This is a genomic window from Leucobacter exalbidus, assembly GCF_017834145.1.
Classification (GTDB): domain Bacteria; phylum Actinomycetota; class Actinomycetes; order Actinomycetales; family Microbacteriaceae; genus Leucobacter; species Leucobacter exalbidus.
This window is the reverse complement of record NZ_JAFIDA010000001.1, coordinates 389,687-412,487: the sequence shown is the minus strand read 5'-3', so window position 1 is coordinate 412,487 and position 22,801 is coordinate 389,687. Positions and strand designations below refer to the sequence as shown.

Here is a 22,801-nt window from a genome sequence, read left to right as displayed (position 1 = left end):
CTGTGAAGATCACACCCGCTTGAGGTGAAGCCTGGGCGCTTCGAGCGCCGAAAGAGTTACTCGGCGAAGTGAGAAACGAGGAACCAGCGATCCTTATCGAGCTGCTGGGCCAACGCGATCACGATATCTTGGCTGACGAGGTCGACGTCGTCGAGGCCCTTCACTGCGGCGTAGACGGTGGCAATGGTTGCGTCGAGCTGCGCCACGATCTCGCGTACCGTCACGTTCGAGGGCTGGAAGCCGTCGCTCAGCTGCGGCGTCGTTGTGCGCTGCGCAACCGTGCCAATGCGGGCATCGAGGGGCAAGCCCAAAGCCACGATGCGCTCGGCGACCGTGTCTGAACCGTCTTGTGCGTGCGCCACGATCTCATCGAGAAACTCGTGCACGCCAATGAAGTTTTCGCCGCGCACGTGCCAGTGCGCCTGCTTGCCATTCACGGCAAGTGCCACGAGGTCGTGGACCACGGGGGTCAAGTACTGAGCAACGCCGGTGGGGCGATGAAGGTCGCCCTGCGCTGCGGGAACGGTGATCTGCTTGGTGGCCATCGAGGTGTTCCTTTCACTGTCGCCGATATGCGAACACCCCTAACGCTACGCCCTTTTGAAATGCGCGCAAGCTAGGTAAGGCTGGGCTTTGTCGCCGTGCGTAACATCTTCGGGCCCCCTCAACTCGGCCACCAACGAGACTGGCGGCACGCCCACGGCCTGTACAAACGGGGCGATGCGATCCAGTAAGATGAAGGGGTTGTCTTGGGGCAGTAGCTCAGTTGGTTAGAGCACACGACTCATAATCGTTCGGTCGCGGGTTCAAGTCCCGCCTGCCCTACCAAATGCAATGATGCTCAACTATTTCAGTTGGCTTCAGATTCTCTTTAAATGCTGATGCGCGTTTCAGTCATCAGGCCTGGTAGCTCACCTTGCTTGCATAAATGTGCTGATGCCCACCGCAAACAGCAGGTAGGCACAGACGAAGCGCACTCCGTCGACCACTACGAAGATCAGAAACCAACCACCGATTCGCTTCTTGATATTTTTGGTGTGGTGGCTCGTGCTGGGGTTCGCCGGGTCGTACGCGACCTCCATCTTCATGCCGGCCACGGGATTTGATTCCACGGGCTCTTCGTCGTACCCCGTAAACACGGCCCCCTCTGGCGTCGTGAACTCGTACACCCCGTGATCTGATGGCGTGCTGTCTTCGAGAATGGCGGGGAAATGCTTCACCTCGGTGATGGTTGCGTTCGCCCTCGGCCAGCTCGAGACGATATGCACAGATTCCCGCAGGCGTCTAATCAGGCCACGACGCCGATGAGTATGCCCACACCATCGAGGGCAACGCTCAAACCATCTCAGAAGTTAGTTTTCATTTCACGAGTATAAATCGGCGCGCGGCATGTTTTAACCATGCGCAACCCTTTTCGTGAACTCATCCCAAAAGCAGGACAGTTACGCCACGGGTGCCGCTTCTGGCGGGGTGTATTGCCACGCGTTCGACCGCCTCAGATAGGATTCCTACTAAGACATGAGCCTCGTGGTGGGCGGGTAGGGATCTCGCCGATCCAGAGTCCCGTTACTCGGTTCTCCCTGTCACCAGATCCCAGGCGTCTCGAGCAAAATTTCCTTGAAGAGTGCCTGTGGAGACGACGAGCAGGCCATCCCCAATGATGATGGTGTCAAGGTACCTGTGTTCAGAGCTCGGGCCCTGATCAAATACGACTTCTTCGCCGATTGCGTCGAGCTCAACGTACACGGAGTCACGTAGAGCTGACGTGAGATCGGCTGCGGTTTGGTCGCTAATGGCCGCCAACCCGAGATCCACGCCACCATCTGACTGAGGTATCCCCCAGCTGCAATAGATCTGCTGAGATCCGCCTTGCAGAGCTGCCATAGTCGCAGGACCGAGCCTGTTTTCAAGCAACGGTTCAACCGCCGCGCCTGTGTCCATGAACTCGATATATTCTGAATAGCCTTTGACTACCTCTAACGGAATAACCTCTTCACACGTGGCAGGCAGTATTGGACCCACTGCAGGAGGTTCCTCTGCTTCTGGCGTTGGGGCGGGCTCTGAAATCTTTTCAACAGCACCGGGCGTAGTCGGTTCTGTTGCCTGAAGTGATTTCGGTTGAGCCCCCGGAGCTTCTGCGCCACACCCTGTGAGGGCAAGGGCGGCTACCGTGGCCAGCACTGCCGTGGTGCGTGTGCAGCTGAATCGATACCGGGGGTGCGTCATGCCTTCAGCCTAGCTGGACTCGCAACTCATGCTGCCCCGCTTCACTACCAGCTGTCCCACGACGCTAATTCGCGAACGGATCAGTGTCGCGCCACGCCCTACCGAGACCAGCCTCGCGTGCCGCTTCTTGCACCACTTTGCCCGGTGAGTACCATCGCCCCGCTTGTCACTGTGTGACGCGAGTAACCCAGCTTTAACGAGAGCCGTGAGGTCACGAGAAGCCATCTGTTCCGAGATAACCTCTCCGATTTCTTCGAGAGCTGCCAGATACCGGGATCGAGTGGTTGTGCCACCAAACAGGGCAGCGGAGAGCACCTCCACCGCCCGCTCAGGTAGAACAGCAGCCGCGGCCAGTTCTTCCATCTTGACGGCGGCCTTGCCGGCGGAGGTGATTCGATGCTTGAGTTCGGAAGCCTGGTTGAAGTGCGCCGTTAGTATGAACCGCACCCAGGGGCGTGCAGCTTCTGAATTACGATCCGCGGTTGCCCAGTTCCCCTGACCGACCTGAGCAAGAACATCGTAGTAAGCCTGTGTGCGACGCCCCAGAAACTCTTCGATTCCCATAAAGATTGGCGCTGAGTCGCTGGCCTTGGCAAGCGTGAGACTTTGAATAATGCGGGCCATCCGCCCATTACCGTCCTTGAATGGATGGATCAAGACGAAGTTCAGATGAGCCATGGCCGCAGCGATCAGCGGGTCCTTACCGCTCAGTGCACCCGCCGCAAAGGCATCATCAGCGGTTCTGCCTGATTGCCAGGGGCACCCTCATGGGCGTTATCCCCCGTGGTCTCCTGGATCACATACACCGGGCCAGTTCTGAAACGACCAGGCCATTTAGAAGGATCATACGAAGTGACCATGAAGTGCAGGCTGCGAATCAAGGACGCATCAAAGTTAAACGCACCCTGCGCCAGCTGCAGCACGTAGGCCATCGCTAACTGATACCCGGCCAGCGCTTGGCTCGTCTCCTGGCTTACCGATGCGGGAGTCTCGCCCGCCGCGATCGCGCTCACCTCATCAACGCTGGCAAGAATACCCTCGATGCTATTCGAGCCCTGGATATTTCTGGCCAGCGTCGTGCGACGCAGAGCACCAGTCCATCTGTAGCCCAGGCAAAGGTGCAGCCGAAGTTCTTCATTTAGCACTTCGATGCGGTCTCTGACCGCTTGCTCGGCGGAATCGAGCGGAGGTGCTGTGAACATGACCTCTCCCTTTGCTTGACGTTATTAAAGCATCATCCCATTTCCGCAATGACGTTTAGTAAACATGATTGCGGCGCCAAGCTTGAAGCCTAGGGTCAAGTAATGATCTGGGCCTGAGCCTGGGTCTGAAGCACACACCGAAGAAGAGGATAGATGTCGCCCACGAAACCACTGCTCACTTCGCTTCAAATTGCGCTGTGCATGGCAGGTGCGCTCTTTGCCCTCAGTGGCTGCGCGAGCGAGGCCGCAATTTCACCCCAGGATGTATCCGTCGAGGCAACGGACCCACTTGAGCAATTTGGCGGCGAAGCGAAAGGCATGAGGTTCAAGACGCCGCTATAGCGAATGAATGCGCTCAAGCGGGTTTACTCTTGACTCAGACCATGGATGATCTCTGGGAGCTTGACGCCAACTAGATCGATCAGGCCGAGTTCAGCACGCGTGAGGCCAGCACCATCGCGCACTGGGAGGAGCTTGTGCAATCTAGCGCTTCTGGGATCTCTGAATCATTAGCAGACGTAGCTCGTGTGGCGACGAACGAGGACTACGAGCTTAACCTGAACGAGGAATTTTGCACCGCAACGAGCCATCTTGCGGGTATCTGCTCCGAGAACAGCTCTCCCCTTGTCACCAGTCCCTCGAACGGTGCCTGATCACGCGATTCAGTGAGAGCCGTAGGGGCCATCGTGTGCTTTAAGCATCAATCGCGCCAATGATGTTTATAAACATCATTGGCGCGATTGCGTTTAAGAACAAGTTAGATAATGATCGTGGTCTGCGCGGCCGGGCCTCCGCGACGTACCTTGCGCGTGATCCAGATGACGAGGCAGCCCACCGCGATCACGCAGAGCCCACCAACAACGGCCACTACGGCAAGGGCAAGCTCGGGCCAGACGAGTCCGATCACGCCGCCGATCACGAGCAAGATGCCGGGCACGAGGGCTGCGATCGCGCCCAAACCTCGCCCGCCAGCGCGCGACACCGCCGCGCCGACAATGCGCGATGCAAAGGTGATCCACACTGCACCCAGTGCAAGCAGGCCAATACCAGCGAAGGTGACGAGGGCGCCAGCGATAGCTTCAGGCAGCAGGAACGAGCAGATGCCCAGCACCGCGAGCAGCGCGCCACCGAACAGCGCGATACCGCCGCGCGTCATCAGCCCGATGCCATTGACGAGCAGCGCCGTGCCCACGAGTATTCCCAGCAGCCCGGTGGCCGATGATAGCGGCCAGAAGACCAGGCCGATGCCGGCCACAATCATCAGGGCGCCGACCAAGAACCCGATCCACGTGCGCGGTGCACGTCGGTTGCGGGCAGCACCCTGCGTTGCCCCTTCGGGGCCGAACTCTGAAGGAAACTGAATGCTCACATTTCCACTGTAGTGCGGCAACCCTATGCGGGGGCTGCGGGTTTAGCGGCGTTCGTTCTCAGCGTGAGTTTGACCCGCAGCAGGGGCAGCAGACTCAGCAGACGTCGCGGGGGCGACCGTGTCAGCAACGCCGTCGGTTGTCACAGCGGTGCTTTCAACGATGACTGACTGACCCGTTTGCGGATGGTACCGGGCGAGACCAATGACCCCCACCACAGCCACTATGCCGGTGACGATGAAGCCAATGATGGCCCACCCGGGGGCCCCCGCGGCCTCGTTCAGCACAACGATGCCGATGAGCACGGCGATCAGCGGGTCGATAACCGTGAGCCCGGCCACCACGAGGTCGGGCGGGCCAGACGAGTAGGCGTTCTGCACGTACACCATACCCACGAGTGCACCCGCGAGCAGTGCGGCTACGCACAGCCAGGTCAGCAGGTCAAAGTCGCCCTGCTGCACACGGCCGATGACCGCTTTCGCGAAGGTGGCCACAAAGCCGTAGAGCACGCCGGCGCCCACGATGTAGAGCAGCGCAATGGCGCGGCGACGCAGCAGCAGCAGCGTGCCGATTGTGACGATGAAGACGATACCAAACAGCACCAGAATAATGATGAGCTTCTGGTCGGTGACGGGCCGGTCAGAGGCCGTGAACGCGGCAACCGTAACGAAACAAATAGTGCCGGCGACGCACATGCCAATTGCCGACTTTGCCCGCTTGCCCAGCTTCACTCCGCTGAGCTTTGAGTTCAGCACCGAGGTGATAACGAGACCCACGACGCCGATGGGCTGCACCACGATCAGCGGTGACAGCGACAGCGAACCGATCTGCAGTAGCACGGCGAGCCCCAGCAGCAATGTGCCAATCACCCATGACGGTCGTGCCACCAGCTTCAGCATGTGGGCGATTGACAGCCCGCTGCCGGCGCTTTCGCCGGTGAGTCGCTCGACCTTGTTCAGGCCGCGCGACTGATACTGCGCACCGAACGCCAGAAAAGCTGCGCCCAAGAGCGCCACTGGTATTCCGAGGAACTGATGCGGGCTGAGGTTCTCTGCTTCAGCCCCATTTGCAGTAGCAGCGATCATCGTCAGCGCGGTGAGCGCTGGAACTGCAAGGATCATGCGGTGGTGTTTCGCTCGCCGCGCATCACAGCGAGCAGCCGTTCAGCCGCCTTGGGCACTTCGTCGTTGACGATGATCTCGTCGAACTCTTCGGCGGCGGCCAGCTCAATCTTGGCCGTCTCAAGGCGCCTGGTGCGTTCTTCTTCGTCTTCGGTGCCGCGGCCGACGAGGCGGTTCACGAGCTCATCCCAGCTGGGGGGCGCCAGGAATACGAGCTTCGCCTCCGGCATGCTGGCGCGCACCTGGCGGGCGCCCTGCAGATCGATTTCGAGCAGCATCAGCTCACCGCGTGCGGCAGCTTCAACGACGGGGCCGCGCGGCGTGCCGTAACGGTGCTTGTTGTGCACCGTGGCCCACTCGAGCAGATCGCCGCCCGCGAGCATACGGTCAAAGCCCTCATTGTCTACGAAATAGTAGTGCGAACCGTCAACCTCGCCGGGGCGGGCATCACGGGTCGTCGCCGACACCGACAGTCGCACCTCAGGGAAGTGCTCACGAATATAGGTGGCGACGGTGCCCTTACCGACGGCGGTGGGCCCGGCCAGCACGGTCAACGGCGGGCGATCTCGCTCGCCGGTCACGCCCATGCGCTCGTGCACGAACGCGGTGAGACGGTCGCGCTGCAGCTTGCCGAGGCCGCCGAGGCGCTTCTTGTCTGAAATATCGAGGTCGCGACGCACACGATCTGACTTCACCTCGCCAATGGCGGGAAAGGACAGCAGAAAGTCTGTGATGCGCAGCGTTGCCGCGGGACTCCCCGGTACCAACGACTGCTCAAGCACGCGCAGCGGAGTGGTATCGCCACTGCGCAGCTTGCGCTTAAGCTCTGCGCGGGCCTGGCGGGCCGCGACCGCCGCACGGCTCGCGGCCGTACGATCAACTGTGGGCATCGGGTGAGCACCCGGGTGCATCTTCTCGCTCATCACTACCACGATACCCCCTTTAGCCCGGTCACATGGCCTGACGATAAAAAAGGGCCGGGGTGCCGCACCCAAAAACGCGAATGCTCGGCGGGGCCTGAAGTGGCCCCGCCGAGCATCTGGATGCGCGGATGTTACGCCGCGAGCGCTGCCTGAATGGCTGCGGCGCGTTCTTTGATCCGGATCGAAAGACCGGTTGAGCCGCCGCGCAGAATGCTGCGTGATTCGTTGGCGAGCAGCGCCTGCCCGATGCCGCCGAAGATGCGATGCGCGTCTTCGATACGGGCGCCCTGGTGGCCGAAGCCGGGGGCGAGTACGGGGAGGGCTGGGCCCGCGGGCCGCTCCCCCGTGGCGATGCCGAAGTCATCGAGTGCGAGGGTCGCGCCGAGCACGACGCCAATGGAGCCGACCTCGTGAGCTGCAGGATCGGTGTCGTGAGACGCGGCGTGCACTGCGTTCCAGTCCTCGGCGTCAGCGACCATGGCCGCGGCGACGGTGCGACCGTCCTCACGAATGGCGCGCTGCACCTCGCGAGCCTCGGGATTCGAGGTCGCGGCGAGCACGAACATGCCCTTGCCGTGATCGGTGACGTGGCGGAAGGCGCCGGCCAGGCTGTCGAAGCCCTGGTATGCCACCACCGTCATCGCGTCGGCCTCGAGCGGGGCGCCCGGGGTCAACCACGCATCAGCGTAGGCGGCGAACGTCGAACCAATATCGCCGCGCTTCACATCGGCGACCACAAGCAGCCCGGCCTCGCGCGCATCAGCAAAGACGCGCTCGAGGGCCGCAAAACCCGCCGAACCAAAGCGTTCGAAGAGGGCAATTTGCGGCTTCACGCACGCGGCGACGCCGGCGGCGGCCGCGACGACGTCGCGGCCCATCCGCTCGGCACCGGCGGCATCGTTGTCGACGCCCCACTCATCGAGCAGCGCGGCGTGCGGGTCAATGCCGGCGCACAGGTGGCGGCCCGCCGCGAACTGCGCGGCGAGCCTCCCCCCGAACGTGGGCACGGTGTGCGTCATTATGCGTTCAGCGCCGCAGCGCGGTCGGCCGAGTACTCCTGCAGTGACTTCACATCGAAGCTCACCGCAGCAGCCGACAGCGCGCCCACGGCGGCCGACAGCTCAGAGATCGTCGTGAACACGGGTACGCCACCGGCGACCGCGGCCGCACGGATCTCATAACCGTCCTCGCGTGCCGATCCGCCCGAGGGCGTGTTGATGATCATGTCGACGCGGGCGCCGTTGATCAGGTCAACGATCGTCTCGCCATCAGCGCGAGCCGAGTGCTTCAGCACCGTCTGCGACTTGATGCCGTTGCGGGCGAGCACGACCTGCGTGCCCTGCGTGGCGAGCAGCGTGTAGCCGAGCTCCTGCAGGCGCAGTGCGGGCAGCACGACCGCGCGCTTGTCGCGGTCAGCTACCGACAAGAACACGGTGCCCTCGGTGGGCAGCGGGCTGCCAGCGGCAGCCTGGCTCTTGGCGAACGCGGTCGGGAAGTCGCGGTCCATGCCCATGACCTCACCGGTTGAACGCATCTCGGGCCCGAGCAGCGAGTCGACGACCTGACCCTCCTTCGTGTGGAAGCGCTGGAAGGGCAGTACGGCCTCCTTCACGGCGATCGGAGCGTCGATGGGAATGCGCGAACCGTCACGCTCGGGCAGCAGGCCCGAGTCGATGAGCTGCTGCACGGTCTCGCCGGCCATCACGCGAGCGGCGGCCTTGGCGAGCGGGGTGCCCAGCGCCTTTGACACGAACGGCACCGTGCGGCTTGCACGGGGGTTCGCCTCGAGCACGTAGAGCACGCCCTGCGCGATTGCGAACTGGACGTTCAGCAGGCCGCGCACGCCGAGGCCCTCGGCAATGCCGAGTGTGGCCTCGCGCACCCGTGCGATCTCGGCGTGGCCGAGGGTGACGGGGGGCAGGGTGCAGCTCGAGTCACCCGAGTGCACACCGGCCTCTTCGATGTGCTCCATAATGCCACCGACGTACATCTGCTCGCCGTCATAGATGGCGTCGACATCGATCTCGATGGCGTCATCGAGGAAGCGGTCGATCAAGAGCGGGTGGCCTGCGCCCACGAGTGCGTGACCCGCGATGCGCTCGAAGTAGCCGTGCATCGAGTCGGTGTCGTACAGGATCTCCATGCCGCGGCCGCCAAGCACGAACGAGGGGCGCACGAGCACGGGGTAGCCGATTTCTTCGGCGATGCGAATCGCGCCTTCCTTGTCAATGGCGGTGCCATTGCGCGGTGACAGGATGCCAGCGCGGTCAAGGATCTCAGAGAATGCGCCGCGCTCTTCGGCGAGGTCAATCGCCTCGGGCGTGGTGCCGAGGATCGGAATGCCTGCGTCCTTGAGAGGCTGCGCGAGGCCGAGGGCCGTCTGGCCACCGAGCTGCACGACGACGCCGACGAGTTCGCCAGAAGCCTGCTCGGCGTGGATGACCTCGAGCACGTCCTCGAGCGTGAGCGGCTCAAAGTAGAGTCGATCGCTCGTGTCGTAGTCGGTCGAAACCGTCTCGGGGTTGCAGTTGATCATGATCGTCTCGTAGCCCGCCTCAGACAGGGCGAACGAGGCGTGCACGCACGAGTAATCAAACTCGATGCCCTGACCGATGCGGTTGGGGCCCGAACCGAGGATGACGATCTTCTTACGGTCAGAGGGCGTCACCTCGGTCTCTTGGTCGTATGACGAGTAGTGGTACGGCGTGAGCGCGGGGAACTCGCCGGCACAGGTGTCGACCGTCTTGAAGACGGGGCGCAGGCCGAGGCCGTGGCGCAGGCCACGAATCTCAGACTCGCTAACACCGCGCAGCTGGGCGAGCTGTACGTCAGAGAAGCCGTGATCCTTAGCCTCGCGCAGCACGTCAACGGTGAGCTGCGGGGCAGCAATAACCTGCTCGGCGACCTCGTTGATGAGCACGATCTGGTCGAGGAACCAGGGGTCGATCGAGGTCGATGCGAAGACCTGCTCGATCGTTGCACCCAGGCGCAGGGCCTGCTGAATATCGACGATGCGGCCGTCAGTGGGGCGCTTCATCGTTTCGAGCAGATCCTCGACGGTGCGCGTCGGCGCCTCCCAGTGGAAGGAGCTGCCGCGCTTCTCGAGTGAACGCAGTGACTTCTGCAGCGCCGAGGTGAAGTTGCGACCGATGGCCATGGCCTCGCCCACCGACTTCATGGTGGTGGTCAGCGTGTCATCAGCGGCCGGGAACTTCTCGAACGCAAAACGCGGCACCTTCACGACAACATAATCGATCGAGGGCTCGAAGCTTGCGGGCGTCATCTTCGTGATGTCGTTCGAGATCTCGTCGAGGCGGTAGCCCAGGGCCAGCTTCGCAGCGATCTTGGCGATCGGGAACCCGGTGGCCTTCGATGCGAGGGCCGAGGAGCGTGATACGCGGGGGTTCATCTCGATGACGATGATGCGGCCCGTGCGCGGGTCGATGGCGAACTGAATGTTGCAGCCGCCGGTGTCAACGCCCACCGAGCGCACGATGTCGATCGAGATGTCGCGCAGCTTCTGGAACTCACGGTCGGTGAGCGTGAGCGCGGGGGCCACAGTGATCGAGTCACCCGTGTGCACGCCCACGGCGTCAACGTTCTCGATCGAGCAGACAACCACCGAGTTATCGGCGTTGTCGCGCATCAGCTCGAGCTCGTATTCCTTCCACCCGAGGATCGACTCCTCGAGCAGCACCTCGGTGGTGGGGCTGTAGTGCAGGCCGTCACCGACGATGCGTACGAGCTCTTCTTCGGTGTAGGCGAAGCCTGAGCCGAGGCCGCCCATGGTGAACGAGGGGCGTACGACGAGGGGGTAGCCCAGGTCCTTCGCGTATTCCTTCGCTTCTTCAACCGTGTTGACGATGTACGACTTTGCGACGTCTGCGCCGCACTCGAGCACGAGCTGCTTGAAGATCTGGCGATCTTCGCCGCGGTTGATGGCCTCGGGCTTTGCGCCGATGAGCTCAACGCCGTGCTTCTCAAGGATGCCCTGCTCGTGGAGCGCCATGGCCGCGTTCAGTGCGGTCTGGCCACCCAGCGTCGGCAGAATTGCGTCGGGCTTTTCCTTGATGATGATCGACTCGATGACCTCGGTGGTGATCGGCTCGACGTAGGTGGCGTCGGCGAAATCGGGGTCGGTCATGATCGTTGCGGGGTTCGAGTTCACGAGGATGACGCGCACGCCCTCTTCGCGCAGCACGCGGCAGGCCTGGGTGCCTGAGTAGTCAAACTCACAGGCCTGGCCAATGACGATCGGCCCTGAGCCGATGACGAGAACAGAATTGATGTCTGTGCGCTTAGGCATTAGTTGGTCTCCTCGGTGCCGGCGTTGGTGCGCTGCTGGTGCGCACGAACCGTTTCAGCGAAACGTTCAAAAAGGTAGAAGGCGTCGTGCGGGCCTGCCGCTGCCTCGGGGTGGTACTGCACCGAGAACGCGGGGATGTCGAGGCATTCAAGCCCCTCGACGACCTGGTCGTTCAGGCTGTAGTGGCTCACCTGTACGCGGCCGAAGCCTGCGGGTGACTCGAACTCGCCCTCGATGGGCGCTTCGACGGCGAAGCCGTGGTTCTGGGCCGTGATCTCAACGCGGCCGGTGCGCTTATCGAGCACGGGCTGGTTGATGCCGCGGTGACCGAAGGGCAGCTTGTATGTGTTCAGGCCGAGTGCGCGGCCGAGCAGCTGGTTGCCGAAGCAGATACCGAAGTACGGTACGCCGTCGCGCAGCATCTCCTGCAGCAGCGCCACCTGGGTGTCGCTAGCTGCGGGGTCGCCCGGGCCGTTCGAGAAGAACAGTGCGTCGGGAGCGATGGCGCGCACTTCGTCTGCCGTGGTGGTGGCGGGCAACACCACAACGTCGAAGCCGTGCTCTGCGAGGTAGTTCACCGTCGCGCGCTTAATACCGAGGTCGAGCACTGCGATTGTGCCGATCCGGGTCGCGCCTGCTGCGACAGCAACGTCGTAGCGCTCGGGGGTGGTGACGGTCGTCGACAGGTTCTTGCCCGACATGCTCGCCTGCTCGAGCACGAGCGTGAGCTGCTCTTCGTCGCTGAGTTCGAGGGCCGCGCCCGAGAACACGCCAGAGCGCATCGCGCCCGCTGAGCGGATGCGGCGCGTGACGGCGCGGGTGTCGATGCCTGAGATGCCGACGATGCCGTCGTTCACGAGGTCTTCATCGAGTGAGCGCTGGGCACGGAAGTTCGAAACCCGGCGCGCCGGATCGCGCACAATGAATCCGGCGACCCAGATCTTGCGCGACTCCATGTCGGTGTCGTTCATGCCCGTGTTGCCAATGTGGGGGGCGGTCATCAGCACGATCTGGCCGGCGTACGACGGATCGGTGAGGGTCTCTTGGTAGCCCGTCATGCCGGTCGAGAAAACAATCTCACCGAAGGTCTGGCCCGTAGCACCATAGGCGCGGCCCGCAAATCGCGTGCCGTCCTCAAGAACCAACACGGCGGCACCTGTCGGTACCGCGCTCGCCGGCGGCGCTGTTACATCGGTGGTGTGCGTAGTCACGCGTCCTCCTGGGTCGTATCTGTAGATGATGTTGAAGTGTGCGCGGCGGCCTGCTCGGCCCCCGCGAGGGTTTGGATGGAAATCTGAGAGATGGCGGCTTCAAACTGCTTCTGCTGGGCAGGCTCGTCGAACCGGAATCCCGATTCAAGGGCGCGGCCCTCGGGGGCGCGCCACTCAAGCACCGAGATGCCACCGGATTCTACGGCCTTGCCGATGCGCCCATTGGCACGTGAGGTGCCCAGCACATCGCTTGCCGGAATCGAGATGGGAGCCTCGCCGTTGATCGCGATGATGACTCCCCCGGTCAGCACGGTGAGCTCAGCCCGACCCTTGTAGCGCAGGCCAGCGATCGACACGCGTTCGAAGGCGAGCCCGAGCTGTGTGGTCGACACGTACTGCACGCCGACGAATTCTGCGATCAGCGCGCCCGCGAGCGGGGCGACGTTGAGCGCAATGCCCGCGTCGCGCTTGGCGCGTGCACGCCAACCGAGCCACATCAGGGCGAGAATCAAGACGGCGATCCCCACCATCAGCAAGGCGAAACCGGTGCGGCTCATGCCTGTGCCGCCTGCGCGGTCTTAGCGGCCTGCGCGACGACCTCGGCGGCAACGAGTTCGCCCTGGTCGAGGGTGAGTTGGCCGTGGCGCACCGTGTAGGCCACGTGGCCTGCGAGCGTCATGCCGAGGAACGGTGAGTTCACACTCAAGCCGCGCAACCGGGCGAGATCGAATTCGCTTTCACCGTTGGGATCGACGAGCACGAGGTCAGCGACCTCGCCGGCCTGCAGCGCGCTCGGGTGGCCCTCGAGGCGGCCGATCTGGGCGGGCTTGTGCGAGAGCAAGTGCTCAAGCTCTGCCCAGCTCGCGTGACCCTCGCGTACCAGCGTCGTGAGCGCGATCGGCAGTGCCGACTCGAGGCCCACCATGCCAAACGCTGCCGCGTCCCACTCACACTCTTTCGCTTCGACCGGGTGCGGGGCGTGGTCGGTGGCGATGATGTCGATGACGCCATCGGCGACCGCCTGACGCAGGGCAACCACGTCTTCGTTGCGACGCAGCGGCGGGTTCACCTTGTAGCGGGGATCGTAGCTGCGCACGAGCTCTTCGGTGAGGATCAGGTGGTGCGGGGTGACCTCGGCGGTCACCTGCACGCCGCGGGCCTTCGCCCAGCGAATCACCTCGACCGAACCTGCGGTCGAGAGGTGGCAGATATGCAGGCGTGCGCCCACGTGCTCGGCGAGCAGCACATCGCGGGCGATGATGGACTCCTCAGCGACGGCGGGCCAGCCCTTCAGCCCGAGCTCGCTCGAGAGCGCGCCCTCATTCATCTGAGCACCCTCGGTGAGGCGGGGATCCTGCGCGTGCTGCGCAATCACGCCGTCAAAGGTCTTCACGTACTCGAGCGCGCGGCGCATCAGCAGCGGGTCGTGCACGCACTTGCCGTCGTCTGAGAACACGCGCACACCGGCGCGTGACTGGGCCATCGCGCCGATCTCGCTCAGGCGTTCGCCCGCGAGATCTTCGGTGACCGCACCGATGGGGCGCACCGTGGCGTAGCCCGCGGCATCGCCCAGAGCCTGCACCTGTTCGACGACGCCAGCGGTATCGGCCACGGGCATCGTGTTGGCCATTGCGAACACGCTCGTGAACCCGCCGGCAGCAGCGGCGCGGGTACCCGTCAGAACAGTCTCTGACTGTTCTCCGCCGGGCTCGCGCAGGTGGGTGTGCAGGTCAACGAGACCGGTCATGGCGACGAGACCGGTCGCGTCGATGACGCGTTCGCCCTCGCGTGCGGCGAGATCGGTGCCGCGCTCGACAATGCGACCGCCCGCGATGCGCAGGTCAACGGTGGGAGCGGCGAGATGATCCCCCGCGCGCTCGGTGATATCTGCGGCGAGGCGTGCGCCCCGAATCAAGATCCCAGAAGCTGATGCGTGCTCGGCGTTCATACTGCGTCTCCTCGTTCTCCAGACAGCAACAAATACAGGGCGGCCATGCGCACAGATACGCCGTTGGCGACCTGCTCCAGCACGGTCGACCGCGGTGAGTCAGCGGCGCCAGAAGAAATCTCCAGGCCGCGGTTCATCGGGCCGGGGTGCATCACGATGGCGCGTTCGCTCAGGCGAGCGAGCCGGGTGTCATCGAAACCCCAAATACGAGCGTACTCGCGCTCGTTGGGGAAGTAGGCCTCGTGCATGCGCTCAGTCTGAATGCGCAGCAGCATCACCACGTCGGGGTTCTCGACCGCGAGTGCTTCGTCGAGGGAATGGTGGATCGTGACGGGCCAGGCGCGTGAGCCATATGGCAGCAGCGTCTCGGGGGCTACGAAGCTGACCTGGGCGCCGAGGGCGCGCAGCAGCCACAGGTTTGAGCGGGCCACGCGAGAGTGCGCGATGTCACCCACAATCACAACCGACACGCCATCGAGGTCGCGGCCGCGGCTGGCGTCGCCGTGAATGCGGCGACGCATGGTGAACGCATCGAGCAGCGCCTGCGTGGGGTGCTCGTGTGTGCCGTCGCCGGCGTTCAAGACACCCGCGTCGATCCAGCCGCTCTGCGCGAGACGCGCGGGGGCGCCCGATGCGGGGTGGCGAATCACGACGCCGTCGGCACCGATCGCCTGCAGAGTCTGAGCGGTGTCCTTCAAGGATTCACCCTTTGAGACCGATGATCCCTTGGCGCTGAAGTTAATCACGTCGGCGCTGAGACGCTTCGCTGCGGCCTCGAATGAGATGCGCGTGCGCGTCGAATCCTCAAAGAACAGGTTGACGACGGTCTTGCCGCGCAGCGTGGGCAGTTTCTTGACCTCGCGCTGCTGCGTCGCCGACATATCTTCTGCGGTGTCGAGAATCAAGATCGCGTCGTCGCGGCTGAGCGTGCGAGTGTCGAGCAGGTGCCTCATGCGCTTGCCTCATCACCCTCGGCGTCAGAAGAGATCGTAACCTCGTCGATGCCATCGTGCTCGAGCAGGCGCACCGAGATGCGCTCGTGCTTGGCGCTGGGCAAGTTCTTGCCGATGTAGTCTGCGCGAATGGGCAGCTCGCGGTGGCCCCGGTCAATCAGCGCGGCCAAGCGCACGGCCTTTGGCCGGCCATGATCGCCCAGGGCATCGAGCGCGGCACGCACGGTGCGGCCCGAGTACAGCACATCGTCAACGAGCACGACCGTGGCCTCATCGATGCCAGCTACGGGCATGTCAGTGCGCTGCGGTGTGCGGGTGGGGATGTGCGCGAGATCGTCACGATACATGGTGACGTCAAGGCTGCAAGCAGGAATGTCGATGCCCGAAATGCGAGAGATGATGGCGGCGATACGCTGCGCCAAGAAACTCCCCCGCGTGGGAATACCGACCAAGACGAGGCCATCAACGCCTCGGTTTGCCTCGATAATTTCGTGCGAGATTCGAGTCAGTGCCCGCGAGATATCAGCGCTTTCCAGCACAGTACGCGTACCCATATTCGAGCCTCCCTTCTCCGCCTCACTGGACGGCCCTTAAAGAAAAGCGGTAACTCGTTCATCCTAGCGCAGGTTACGGCAACGTCGAAGTCGCCCCGCGCATGGGTGTGCCGCGGGCTTCGGGGAGGCTCATCGGCCTCCCCGAAACTCGCGGCACCGGTGTTTACTTCTGTGCGTGGTCGGCGATCTTGCCGAGCACACCGTTCACGAATCGGCTGGAATCCTCGGTGGAGTATTCCTTCGCGAGCTCGATCGCTTCATCGATGGCCACGGCGGGCGGAACCTCGTCGTTGAAGAGGATCTCCCACGACGCGATGCGCAGCAGTGAACGATCGACGTGCGGCATGCGGTCGATGGTCCAACCCTGCGCGTAGGTCACGAGCAGTTCGTCGATCTCTTCGCGGTGGTCGTTCACGCCGTCAACGATCTCGCGAGCGTACAGCCAGGAGGCGGCACGATCGGGTTCGCTGGAGGCGCGCTTTGCTTCAGCAGCGAGGATGACCGCAAGGGCTTCATCGCGTACGTCGGCCTGGAAGAGCATGTCAAGGGCGCGCTTACGCGCCTTGGTACGAGCTGACACTAGGGATTAATCGTTGACACGGCCGAGGTAGTCACCCGTGCGGGTGTCTACCTTGACTCGGGTACCGGCTTCAAGGAAGAGGGGTACCTGAATCTCGGCACCGGTCTCGACGGTAGCGGGCTTGGTGCCGCCGGTCGAGCGGTCACCCTGCAGGCCGGGCTCGGTGTAGGTTACTTCGAGCACCACTGATGCGGGCATTTCGAGGTAGAGGGGCTCGCCGTCGTGCAGACCGATCTGCACCTGCTGGCTCTCGAGCATGTACTTCGAGGCATCGCCGACGACGGTGGCCGAAACGTTGATCTGATCGTAATCAGTCTGGTCCATGAAGACGAAGTCTGCACCGTCCTGGTACAGGTACTGGAAGTCACGGCGGTCAACGCTTGCGGTCTCAATCTTGGCGCCAGCGTTGTAAGTCTTGTCGATGATCTTGCCCGAGACGACGTTCTTCTGCTTGGTGCGAACGAAAGCGCCGCCCTTGCCCGGCTTCACGTGCTGGAATTCAACAACGTTCCAGAGCTGACCGTTCTCTTTAATAACGGTGCCGTTTTTGATGTCGTTCGAGGTTGCCATAGCGGTGATGCTCCGGATTCTATAAGGTTCGAGCGCGAAATGAGCGCCGATCTAGTATACGCCCTGACTATTCATTTTGCCTGAAGCGCGCAGGTGTGGCGTTCCCGATGCCCTTCGTCGCGGTAGTGTCGCGCCATGCACATGATTTTTCGCACGCTGTGGCACCTCCAGATTACGTCGCGGCGCGGCCCCCGTCTCGGCCTTGCTGACGTTTCGGTCTCTCCGTTTCGCGTGTGGCCCACCGATCTCGACATGCTGAACCACATGAATAACGGGAAGTACTTCTCGATCATGGATGTCGGCCGGTTCGACCTCATTAAGCGCAACGGGATATGGGATCTCTTCCAGCAGGAGGGCTGGTACCCGGTGGTCGTGGCGCAGACCATCACTTACCGCAAGTCACTCAACCCCTGGAAGAAGTTTGCGATCGAGTCGCGCATCTTGGGCTTTGACGACCAGGCCGTTTACATGGAGCAGCGCTTCACGCGCCCGTCGAGCGGCGGCCCCGAGATCTATGCACGGGCCGTCGTGCGGGCGCGACTGTTGCGTCGAGCTGGCGGAACCGTGCCCATCGCCGAGCTCATCGAAAAGACCGGCGCCGACACCGCGAACTTCGTGGTGCCCGCCGACATTCTCACGTGGGGCCAGCAGTCACGGCTCCCGTCGACCCGCGACGATGCGACCAGCGTCTGGGAGTAGATACGCGGCGTTCTCACGCGCAGCGCACTCGCCCCAGCCGATTAGGTACAGGCTGTAACGAAAGTTTGCGGGTTACCCTCGGCCCAAGCCAGGCCAGACCGCGCCAGGTGCTGAAAGGCACCGCACAGGCCAGCATTTCAGTGAGCCTTGCTGCGTGCGCTCCCCCCGCGCGACATACATACACTGTGTATCTAAGGCGCTGCAGGCCGCCCCGCGCGAGGTTACGCCGCTAGGTCGACCGGTGTGCGGGCCCCGAGGTGTGGGCCCTGGTTGCCGATCTCGCGGCAGCTGATGCGCACCGCCCGATCTGCGACGTCATAGACGTGACGCGCACCGAGTTTGCCGGCCGCGAGCCCGCCGGCCAGCCAGGTGAAACTGGCGTGGTCGAGCGGGGCGAGGCCGGCGGTGACGCGCATTAGCTGCAGCATCAGCATCTCGGGCAGCGTCACGTGCGGGCCATGATCAAAGTTCAGGCCGAGCAGCGCCGGCGCGGCACCGTCGGGCACGAGCCGCAAAGTCCAGCGCACCCCCGGCCGGCCACTCGATGCGTCAATGAAGGGCCCCGCGGTCACATCTCCCAGCAGCCCGAACTCGCGCACCGCCTCGGTCGCAATCACAAAGGGTTCACGAGGGTCGAGCTGCTCGGGGTGCTGCTCGGCCGCCCGCTGAAACAGCCCCTGCCAGGAGTCAAGCCCAAGCCCGTACGGAGCCGGCACCGGCGTGAGCCCCGCCTCGAAGCGATCTGCGACGGCGCCGAGGTCAACGAGCCCGGCAAAGCTCTCGGGCGCCGGCAATTCAATGTCGCTGTCGCGCAGCACGTCGCGCACGAGCGCAAACGCCCCCAGCACCGCATCGCGCGCTGCTTCGTCTGCCACGTCGTTCCAGGCGAGAGCCGCGTGACGGCTTTGAAACCGGTTCACCTCAGCGCCCAGCTGTGCCTCGAAGGTATCGCGCGCGGGCACACCGGGTGTCGCGCTGCCGTCGCTCAGCACCCCGCGTCGCCCCAGCCGGGTCTCGGCTTCGCCCGCGGTGAGGGCCCGATCAAGCGTGGCCGCGAGCCCTGGAAACAGGTTGCGCGCCAACTGCGCAGCTTCTGGGCGATCACTCATGAGTTACGACTTTCTCCTCGGTTGTCTGTGCCACGGTATCCCAGTGCCACGGTATCCCAGTGCCACCGTATCCCACGGCCACCCTCGCGTGAGAGCGGCCCGGTCACGATAACCCGCGTCGAATGAGCGCGCTCACCGTCTCGGCCAGCTGCCCCGGATCATCCACGCGCGAGCCGCCCGGTGCGTATCTTTGCCGCACATCGTCGTTGCCGAGCCCGATGCCCCACACGCTGACTCCCATGGCGCGCAGGCGCCGCAGTTCGTGCGCCGCGGCGACGACATCGTTGGTGCCGCCGTCGCTGATCACGAACACGATGCGACGCCGCTGGCGTGCTTCGGCAACGCCCTGCAGTTGGGCGGCGGCGACGGTGAGTGCCGCAGCATCGTTGGTGGAGCCCTGCGGTGACGTGATCGCAGCGATGAGGTCATCGCGCACGTCGTCGCTCATGCCGCTCGCGAGCGGTTTGATGAGGTGGGCGCGCGAATCGAACACGATGAGGGCGGTGCGCAGCTGCAGTTCAAGATCGACCCCGTGTACGGCCTCGGCCTGAGCGATATCGCGGGCCGCCGCGGCGAGCCCCTCGAGCATGATGATGGCGGTGTCGGTGGCGGCCTGTGCGGGGCGCCCCTGCATCGACGCCGAGCGATCGATCAACAACACGTAGTCAGTGTTGCCGCTGCGTTCGGTGCGGCGGGTGCGGTGCTCGCGCTGCAGAAACACGCGGGGGCGTTTCACCCCGGCACGCACCTGCGCCAGCCCGTCGGCGAGGGCCCGGGTGTCAAGCGCCTCACCCTCGGCCTGGGGGCGGCGCCCCATCGCGGCGACCGTCGCCACGCGCTCATGGGTCACTTCGTGCCACACCTCGCGCATCCGCTCAATATCGGGGGCGAGGGAGGCCACCCGCGCGGCGTACTCGCCGCCGCGCGCGCCAAGACCCCCGCCAGCGCCGGGCCGCACATCCCCCGCGTCGCTCTCGCCCGGCTGGGCATCGATGTCGGCGAAGGCCGCGGCCAACGCGCCCTCGCTCGGCAGCGGAGTGTCAAGAAACGAGGTGACGTCGCCGGTTTGGTCGGCCTGAAAGAGGTCGGCGCCCTCGGTGTTATCGGCTTCTGATCCCTGGGGCGCCTGCGCGGGCTGCTCTTCGGGGGCCTGCGGCTCCCCCGCGTCGGTGCCCTCGGGGTCTTCGGCATCCGGCTCAGGGGCCGCACTATCGGCCTCGGCCCCGTCGGCGGCGGGCCCTGAATCCTGGCTCTCCGCGCCGCCCTCATTGGGCGGGGCGACGGCGCCATCGGCGCCCAGCCCGCGATCGGCGGCATCGCGGGCGAGCAGCCGCTCGTAGCCCGGGCTGAGCAGCGCCACGGCACGCTCGAAACGTTCAAGGGCTGGGCGATCCGGAGCAGCCTGCAGCACCCACCACACCGCTTCGCCCCGCGCATCGCCGAAATTGCGGGCGCGCGCCCATTCCTCAAGCACCAGGGGGTCGAGCCCGCTCGCGCCCGCGCGCTCAGCAAGATCTAAAGGATATAAACAATCTAAACCGTCTAAACCAGCGAACCGCTCAACGTCCCCAAATCCCACCGCGAGCACGAGCGCGAGCCACTGATCGCGCCGGGTCTCGACGCTCAGGTCGCGCGGCAGCCCGCGGTGCAGCGCGGCCCCCAGCGCCTCGCGCATGCCGGGAAATACCGCGGTGACCTCGGCGGCCGCCTGCGCCCGCGTGATCGCGGTGAGCAGCGGAGCGAGCTCGGGCCGGGCCCGGCCCAACATGCTCGCGCGCGCGGATCGCTCGGGAGATACGCGCAGCCCGCGCACGCCCTCCCAGAGCTGCAGCAGCGCGAGAGCCGCGGCCTCGGCGCCGCTGTGCCCGCGGCTCGTGTACCACCCGAGCCCGGCGCGCAGCCCCGTGTTATCGAGCTGCCAGCGTTCATCATCGGTGACCGTCACCTCGATGCCCAGCACCGCGGCAACCGCCCGCAACGCCTCGCGCGCCGCCACTTCACCCTGCATACGCTCACACTATCTGTCGCGGGCGACACTGGGCGAGTCCCGGCTGGGTGAGTCACGGCGACGGTGATAGCGTGACGAGTATGCAGAGTTTCGATTCTCACCCCGCCCTCGCCGAGCTGCGGCACCTCGCCCGCGAAGCACGGGCGGTGCGCATCGCGGCTCGGGCGGCGAATAACGCTGCTCCGGATCGCGGCCCTGATCACGATCAGGCGCACCTCGCCGAGCTGCGCCGCGACCTCGCCACGATCGAGGCACGCCGCGATGAGATTCTTCGCGATGTACAGGTCGCCCAGCTCTACGGCCGGGCGCTCGATGATCGCGCCACCACGCTGCGCGTCGCCGTGCAGATGTTTCAGCGTGAACAGCGCGCCCAGGCCCTGCGCGATCGCGCCGATGCCGCCACGGCCCGCGCCATTCGCGAGCACCGCCTGCTCACCTCGCGCGAGCAGGCCCGCGCCGCCGAGCTGCGTGAGGCCGCCGACTACCTCGAGACGCAAAGCCCCGCCATTGATGTGGCGGCCCGCCGCGATGCAGTGCTTGCCGCGGTGGGGGCCCTGAGGCTGCGCGAGGCGCGCACGCAGATGCGCGAGGGGCTGCTGCGCACCCAGCAGATGCGCGGCATTATCGCCGAAGCGACGCCTGCGGTGCTGCGCGGCGACCCCATTTTGTTGCTCGGTGAAACCGGTGGCGCAAAGACCGCCCTCGCCGAGCACCTCGCACGTCACGCTTCGGGGCGTGAACCCGAGCTGGTGTCGGGATACGGCGACATTACGAGCGCTCAGCTCATCGGTTCACACGAGCTGCGCGTCGAACACGGAGCGACCGTCACGAGCTTCGCGCCCGGCCCGCTACTGCGCGCGATGATCGAGGGCCGCCCGGTGATTCTCGACGAGGTGAACGCGATGCCCGCCGAGTTCTTGAAGCGACTCAACCGTATTCTGCAGCTGCGCCCGGGCGACACCCTGCACGTGCAAGAGAACGCCGGAGCCCCGGTGCTCATCGCCCCGGGGTTCGCGATCCTTGCGACCGCCAACGAGCAGACCCCGCACCGCTACCGCGGACTCGACCGGCTCAGTGCTGAACTCGTCAACCGCTTCGGCGCCGGCAGCTATCGGGTGCACTATCCCGATGCGACAAACCGGTACGAAGACTACCCCCGCGAGAACGCGCTGCTCGCCGCGGCCGCCATCGTCGATGCGCGCGGGCAGCTACCCCCGCACCTGCCCGAAGAGGCACTCACCCGGGCGGCGCGCGCCGCCTTCATCAGCCAGCAGGTGTTTGCGGGCGCCCACGGCGAGGGCTTTGGCAATTACGTCTCCACCGAGCGCGATATCGACGGCCGCCCCGGCCTCGAAGAAACGGTGCTCGCGCCGCGCACGCTCGTCGCGATTATGCACAAGGTCGCTGCAAGCGCCGGATCAATCACCCTCGACCACGCGCTCTCGCGCTTCGTCGAGGGTGTGATGCACGCTGAGGATCGCCGGGTGCTGGCCCTAATTATTTCGGGCCAGGGGTTCCGGATCGGCCAGGGTCTCTAGCGGCGCTGCCACCGCGACGCCCCGTGACCGTGAAGCCTCGGGCCCTCAGTAGCGCGGCGGTCACGCCGTCGCCCTGGGTGAGCTCGCCCGAGTGCGTGCCGTCGTAGATGGTATCGACGCCGCACGACGGGCTGCGCGCCTGCAAAATGGCTTCGGTGACACCGTGGGCACGGGCGATCTCGGCCACCTGATGGGCGCCCGCCACGAATGGCGCGGTGAGGTCTTCTCCCGATTCGGTGAGCACGCGCGCGGTGCCAGCGAGCACGTCACTTCCCGTGCCGCCGACGATCTCGACCGCCGGTCGCGGGGTGGGCAGGCCGCCGAGCTGTTCGGCGCACGCCGCAATGGCGCGCCCCTCGTGCACGGCGCGCACAATCTCGGGGTCGGGCTTGGCCCGCCCGTCGTACCGACAGGGCAGCCCCGCCAGACACGAGCTCACAAGTTTCAGTGATTCAGTCATGACGGGGCTGCCTTAAACGGGGCGAG

At 64.6% G+C, this 22,801-nt stretch carries 21 protein-coding genes, 1 tRNA gene and 1 pseudogene; 3 read left to right on the top strand and 20 right to left on the bottom strand.

Features of this window, described 5'->3' with window-relative positions:
* Positions 1-56 precede the first annotated feature (56 nt).
* Positions 57-545 carry a Dps family protein gene (locus tag JOF28_RS01885; protein ID WP_209704220.1) on the bottom strand — a complete coding sequence of 163 codons (489 nt, stop codon included), beginning with the start codon at positions 543-545 and terminating at the stop codon, positions 57-59.
* A 206-nt stretch (positions 546-751) separates the two neighbouring features.
* Here JOF28_RS01885 and JOF28_RS01880 point away from each other — a divergent pair.
* Positions 752-828, top strand: a tRNA-Ile gene (locus JOF28_RS01880).
* Between the two features lie 83 nt (positions 829-911).
* On the opposite strand, the gene JOF28_RS01875 is transcribed toward JOF28_RS01880, so the two are convergent.
* From JOF28_RS01875 to efp, 16 genes and pseudogenes are all read right to left on the bottom strand, one after another.
* On the bottom strand, positions 912-1,220 hold the full coding sequence (locus JOF28_RS01875; protein ID WP_245189828.1) for a DUF3592 domain-containing protein: 309 nt from the start codon (positions 1,218-1,220) through the stop codon (positions 912-914).
* 346 nt (positions 1,221-1,566) lie between these two features.
* The gene (locus tag JOF28_RS01870; protein ID WP_209704218.1) at positions 1,567-1,884 is read right to left on the bottom strand and encodes a hypothetical protein; all 318 of its coding nucleotides are present in this window, start codon (positions 1,882-1,884) and stop codon (positions 1,567-1,569) included.
* A gap of 351 nt (positions 1,885-2,235) precedes the next feature.
* A complete protein-coding gene (locus tag JOF28_RS01865; protein ID WP_209704217.1) occupies positions 2,236-2,904 on the bottom strand; it encodes a Fic family protein in 669 nt (222 codons plus the stop codon).
* A 29-nt stretch (positions 2,905-2,933) separates the two neighbouring features.
* The gene (locus JOF28_RS01860) at positions 2,934-3,428 is read right to left on the bottom strand and encodes a Fic family protein (protein WP_209704216.1); all 495 of its coding nucleotides are present in this window, start codon (positions 3,426-3,428) and stop codon (positions 2,934-2,936) included.
* Positions 3,429-4,185: 757 nt separating this feature from the next.
* The gene (locus JOF28_RS01855) at positions 4,186-4,797 is read right to left on the bottom strand and encodes a DUF308 domain-containing protein (RefSeq protein WP_209704215.1); all 612 of its coding nucleotides are present in this window, start codon (positions 4,795-4,797) and stop codon (positions 4,186-4,188) included.
* Positions 4,798-4,839: 42 nt separating this feature from the next.
* On the bottom strand, positions 4,840-5,916 hold the full coding sequence (locus JOF28_RS01850; protein ID WP_209704214.1) for a DMT family transporter: 1,077 nt from the start codon (positions 5,914-5,916) through the stop codon (positions 4,840-4,842).
* Positions 5,913-6,839, bottom strand: coding sequence for a guanylate kinase (gene gmk / locus JOF28_RS01845; protein WP_209704213.1), 927 nt, complete (start codon positions 6,837-6,839; stop codon positions 5,913-5,915). The genes JOF28_RS01850 and gmk overlap by 4 nt, the downstream gene beginning before the upstream one ends.
* Positions 6,840-6,970: 131 nt before the next feature.
* Positions 6,971-7,858: an orotidine-5'-phosphate decarboxylase gene (pyrF, locus tag JOF28_RS01840; protein WP_209704212.1), complete on the bottom strand. Its 888-nt coding sequence runs from the start codon at positions 7,856-7,858 to the stop codon at positions 6,971-6,973.
* Positions 7,858-11,145 carry a carbamoyl-phosphate synthase large subunit gene (gene carB / locus JOF28_RS01835; protein WP_209704211.1) on the bottom strand — a complete coding sequence of 1,096 codons (3,288 nt, stop codon included), beginning with the start codon at positions 11,143-11,145 and terminating at the stop codon, positions 7,858-7,860. The genes pyrF and carB overlap by 1 nt, the downstream gene beginning before the upstream one ends.
* Positions 11,145-12,356, bottom strand: a complete 1,212-nt coding sequence (gene carA / locus JOF28_RS01830) for a glutamine-hydrolyzing carbamoyl-phosphate synthase small subunit (protein ID WP_209704210.1) — start codon at positions 12,354-12,356, stop codon at positions 11,145-11,147. Before carA ends, carB begins: the two co-directional genes overlap by 1 nt.
* The gene (locus JOF28_RS01825; RefSeq protein ID WP_209704209.1) at positions 12,353-12,913 is read right to left on the bottom strand and encodes a PH-like domain-containing protein; all 561 of its coding nucleotides are present in this window, start codon (positions 12,911-12,913) and stop codon (positions 12,353-12,355) included. Before JOF28_RS01825 ends, carA begins: the two co-directional genes overlap by 4 nt.
* On the bottom strand, positions 12,910-14,304 hold the full coding sequence (locus tag JOF28_RS01820; protein ID WP_209704208.1) for a dihydroorotase: 1,395 nt from the start codon (positions 14,302-14,304) through the stop codon (positions 12,910-12,912). Before JOF28_RS01820 ends, JOF28_RS01825 begins: the two co-directional genes overlap by 4 nt.
* The gene (locus JOF28_RS01815; protein WP_209704207.1) at positions 14,301-15,257 is read right to left on the bottom strand and encodes an aspartate carbamoyltransferase catalytic subunit; all 957 of its coding nucleotides are present in this window, start codon (positions 15,255-15,257) and stop codon (positions 14,301-14,303) included. The genes JOF28_RS01820 and JOF28_RS01815 overlap by 4 nt, the downstream gene beginning before the upstream one ends.
* A pseudogene (gene pyrR, locus JOF28_RS01810) lies at positions 15,254-15,817 on the bottom strand (bifunctional pyr operon transcriptional regulator/uracil phosphoribosyltransferase PyrR); the annotation flags it as partial. The pseudogene pyrR and the gene JOF28_RS01815, both read right to left, overlap by 4 nt.
* 157 nt (positions 15,818-15,974) lie before the next feature.
* Complete coding sequence (nusB, locus tag JOF28_RS01805; protein WP_209704205.1) at positions 15,975-16,391, bottom strand: transcription antitermination factor NusB; 417 nt, start codon at positions 16,389-16,391, stop codon at positions 15,975-15,977.
* Between the two features lie 6 nt (positions 16,392-16,397).
* On the bottom strand, positions 16,398-16,961 hold the full coding sequence (gene efp / locus JOF28_RS01800; RefSeq protein WP_209704204.1) for an elongation factor P: 564 nt from the start codon (positions 16,959-16,961) through the stop codon (positions 16,398-16,400).
* A gap of 135 nt (positions 16,962-17,096) precedes the next feature.
* Between efp and JOF28_RS01795 the strand changes: the two genes are divergently transcribed.
* Positions 17,097-17,660: an acyl-CoA thioesterase gene (locus JOF28_RS01795; RefSeq protein ID WP_209704203.1), complete on the top strand. Its 564-nt coding sequence runs from the start codon at positions 17,097-17,099 to the stop codon at positions 17,658-17,660.
* 221 nt (positions 17,661-17,881) lie between these two features.
* On the opposite strand, the gene JOF28_RS01790 is transcribed toward JOF28_RS01795, so the two are convergent.
* On the bottom strand, positions 17,882-18,769 hold the full coding sequence (locus tag JOF28_RS01790) for a hypothetical protein (RefSeq protein WP_209704202.1): 888 nt from the start codon (positions 18,767-18,769) through the stop codon (positions 17,882-17,884).
* A gap of 103 nt (positions 18,770-18,872) precedes the next feature.
* Entirely contained in the window at positions 18,873-20,777 is a 1,905-nt protein-coding gene (locus JOF28_RS01785; RefSeq protein WP_209704201.1) for a VWA domain-containing protein, read from the bottom strand.
* An 80-nt stretch (positions 20,778-20,857) separates the two neighbouring features.
* Here JOF28_RS01785 and JOF28_RS01780 point away from each other — a divergent pair, with 80 nt between their 5' ends.
* Positions 20,858-22,315 carry an AAA family ATPase gene (locus tag JOF28_RS01780; protein WP_245189827.1) on the top strand — a complete coding sequence of 486 codons (1,458 nt, stop codon included), beginning with the start codon at positions 20,858-20,860 and terminating at the stop codon, positions 22,313-22,315.
* Here the strand turns inward: JOF28_RS01780 and JOF28_RS01775 are convergent.
* Positions 22,275-22,775 (bottom strand): 2-thiouracil desulfurase family protein, encoded by a 501-nt coding sequence (locus JOF28_RS01775; RefSeq protein ID WP_209704199.1) that lies wholly within the window; start codon positions 22,773-22,775, stop codon positions 22,275-22,277. The genes JOF28_RS01780 and JOF28_RS01775 overlap by 41 nt on opposite strands.
* Between the last annotated feature and the right edge of the window lie 26 nt (positions 22,776-22,801).

Bases quoted from the DNA above. Each gene is read 5' to 3' on its own strand.
- JOF28_RS01885 (WP_209704220.1), bottom strand. From the start codon at position 545: ATGGCCACCAAGCAGATCACCGTTCCCGCAGCGCAGGGCGACCTTCAT.
- JOF28_RS01870 (WP_209704218.1), bottom strand. From the start codon at position 1,884: ATGGCAGCTCTGCAAGGCGGATCTCAGCAGATCTATTGCAGCTGGGGG.
- JOF28_RS01865 (WP_209704217.1), bottom strand. From the start codon at position 2,904: ATGGCTCATCTGAACTTCGTCTTGATCCATCCATTCAAGGACGGTAAT.
- JOF28_RS01860 (WP_209704216.1), bottom strand. From the start codon at position 3,428: ATGTTCACAGCACCTCCGCTCGATTCCGCCGAGCAAGCGGTCAGAGAC.
- JOF28_RS01850 (WP_209704214.1), bottom strand. From the start codon at position 5,916: ATGATCCTTGCAGTTCCAGCGCTCACCGCGCTGACGATGATCGCTGCT.
- gmk (WP_209704213.1), bottom strand. From the start codon at position 6,839: ATGAGCGAGAAGATGCACCCGGGTGCTCACCCGATGCCCACAGTTGAT.
- pyrF (WP_209704212.1), bottom strand. From the start codon at position 7,858: ATGACGCACACCGTGCCCACGTTCGGGGGGAGGCTCGCCGCGCAGTTC.
- carB (WP_209704211.1), bottom strand. From the start codon at position 11,145: ATGCCTAAGCGCACAGACATCAATTCTGTTCTCGTCATCGGCTCAGGG.
- JOF28_RS01825 (WP_209704209.1), bottom strand. From the start codon at position 12,913: ATGAGCCGCACCGGTTTCGCCTTGCTGATGGTGGGGATCGCCGTCTTG.
- JOF28_RS01820 (WP_209704208.1), bottom strand. From the start codon at position 14,304: ATGAACGCCGAGCACGCATCAGCTTCTGGGATCTTGATTCGGGGCGCA.
- JOF28_RS01815 (WP_209704207.1), bottom strand. From the start codon at position 15,257: ATGAGGCACCTGCTCGACACTCGCACGCTCAGCCGCGACGACGCGATC.
- efp (WP_209704204.1), bottom strand. From the start codon at position 16,961: ATGGCAACCTCGAACGACATCAAAAACGGCACCGTTATTAAAGAGAAC.
- JOF28_RS01795 (WP_209704203.1), top strand. From the start codon at position 17,097: ATGCACATGATTTTTCGCACGCTGTGGCACCTCCAGATTACGTCGCGG.
- JOF28_RS01790 (WP_209704202.1), bottom strand. From the start codon at position 18,769: ATGAGTGATCGCCCAGAAGCTGCGCAGTTGGCGCGCAACCTGTTTCCA.
- JOF28_RS01785 (WP_209704201.1), bottom strand. From the start codon at position 20,777: ATGCAGGGTGAAGTGGCGGCGCGCGAGGCGTTGCGGGCGGTTGCCGCG.
- JOF28_RS01780 (WP_245189827.1), top strand. From the start codon at position 20,858: ATGCAGAGTTTCGATTCTCACCCCGCCCTCGCCGAGCTGCGGCACCTC.
- JOF28_RS01775 (WP_209704199.1), bottom strand. From the start codon at position 22,775: ATGACTGAATCACTGAAACTTGTGAGCTCGTGTCTGGCGGGGCTGCCC.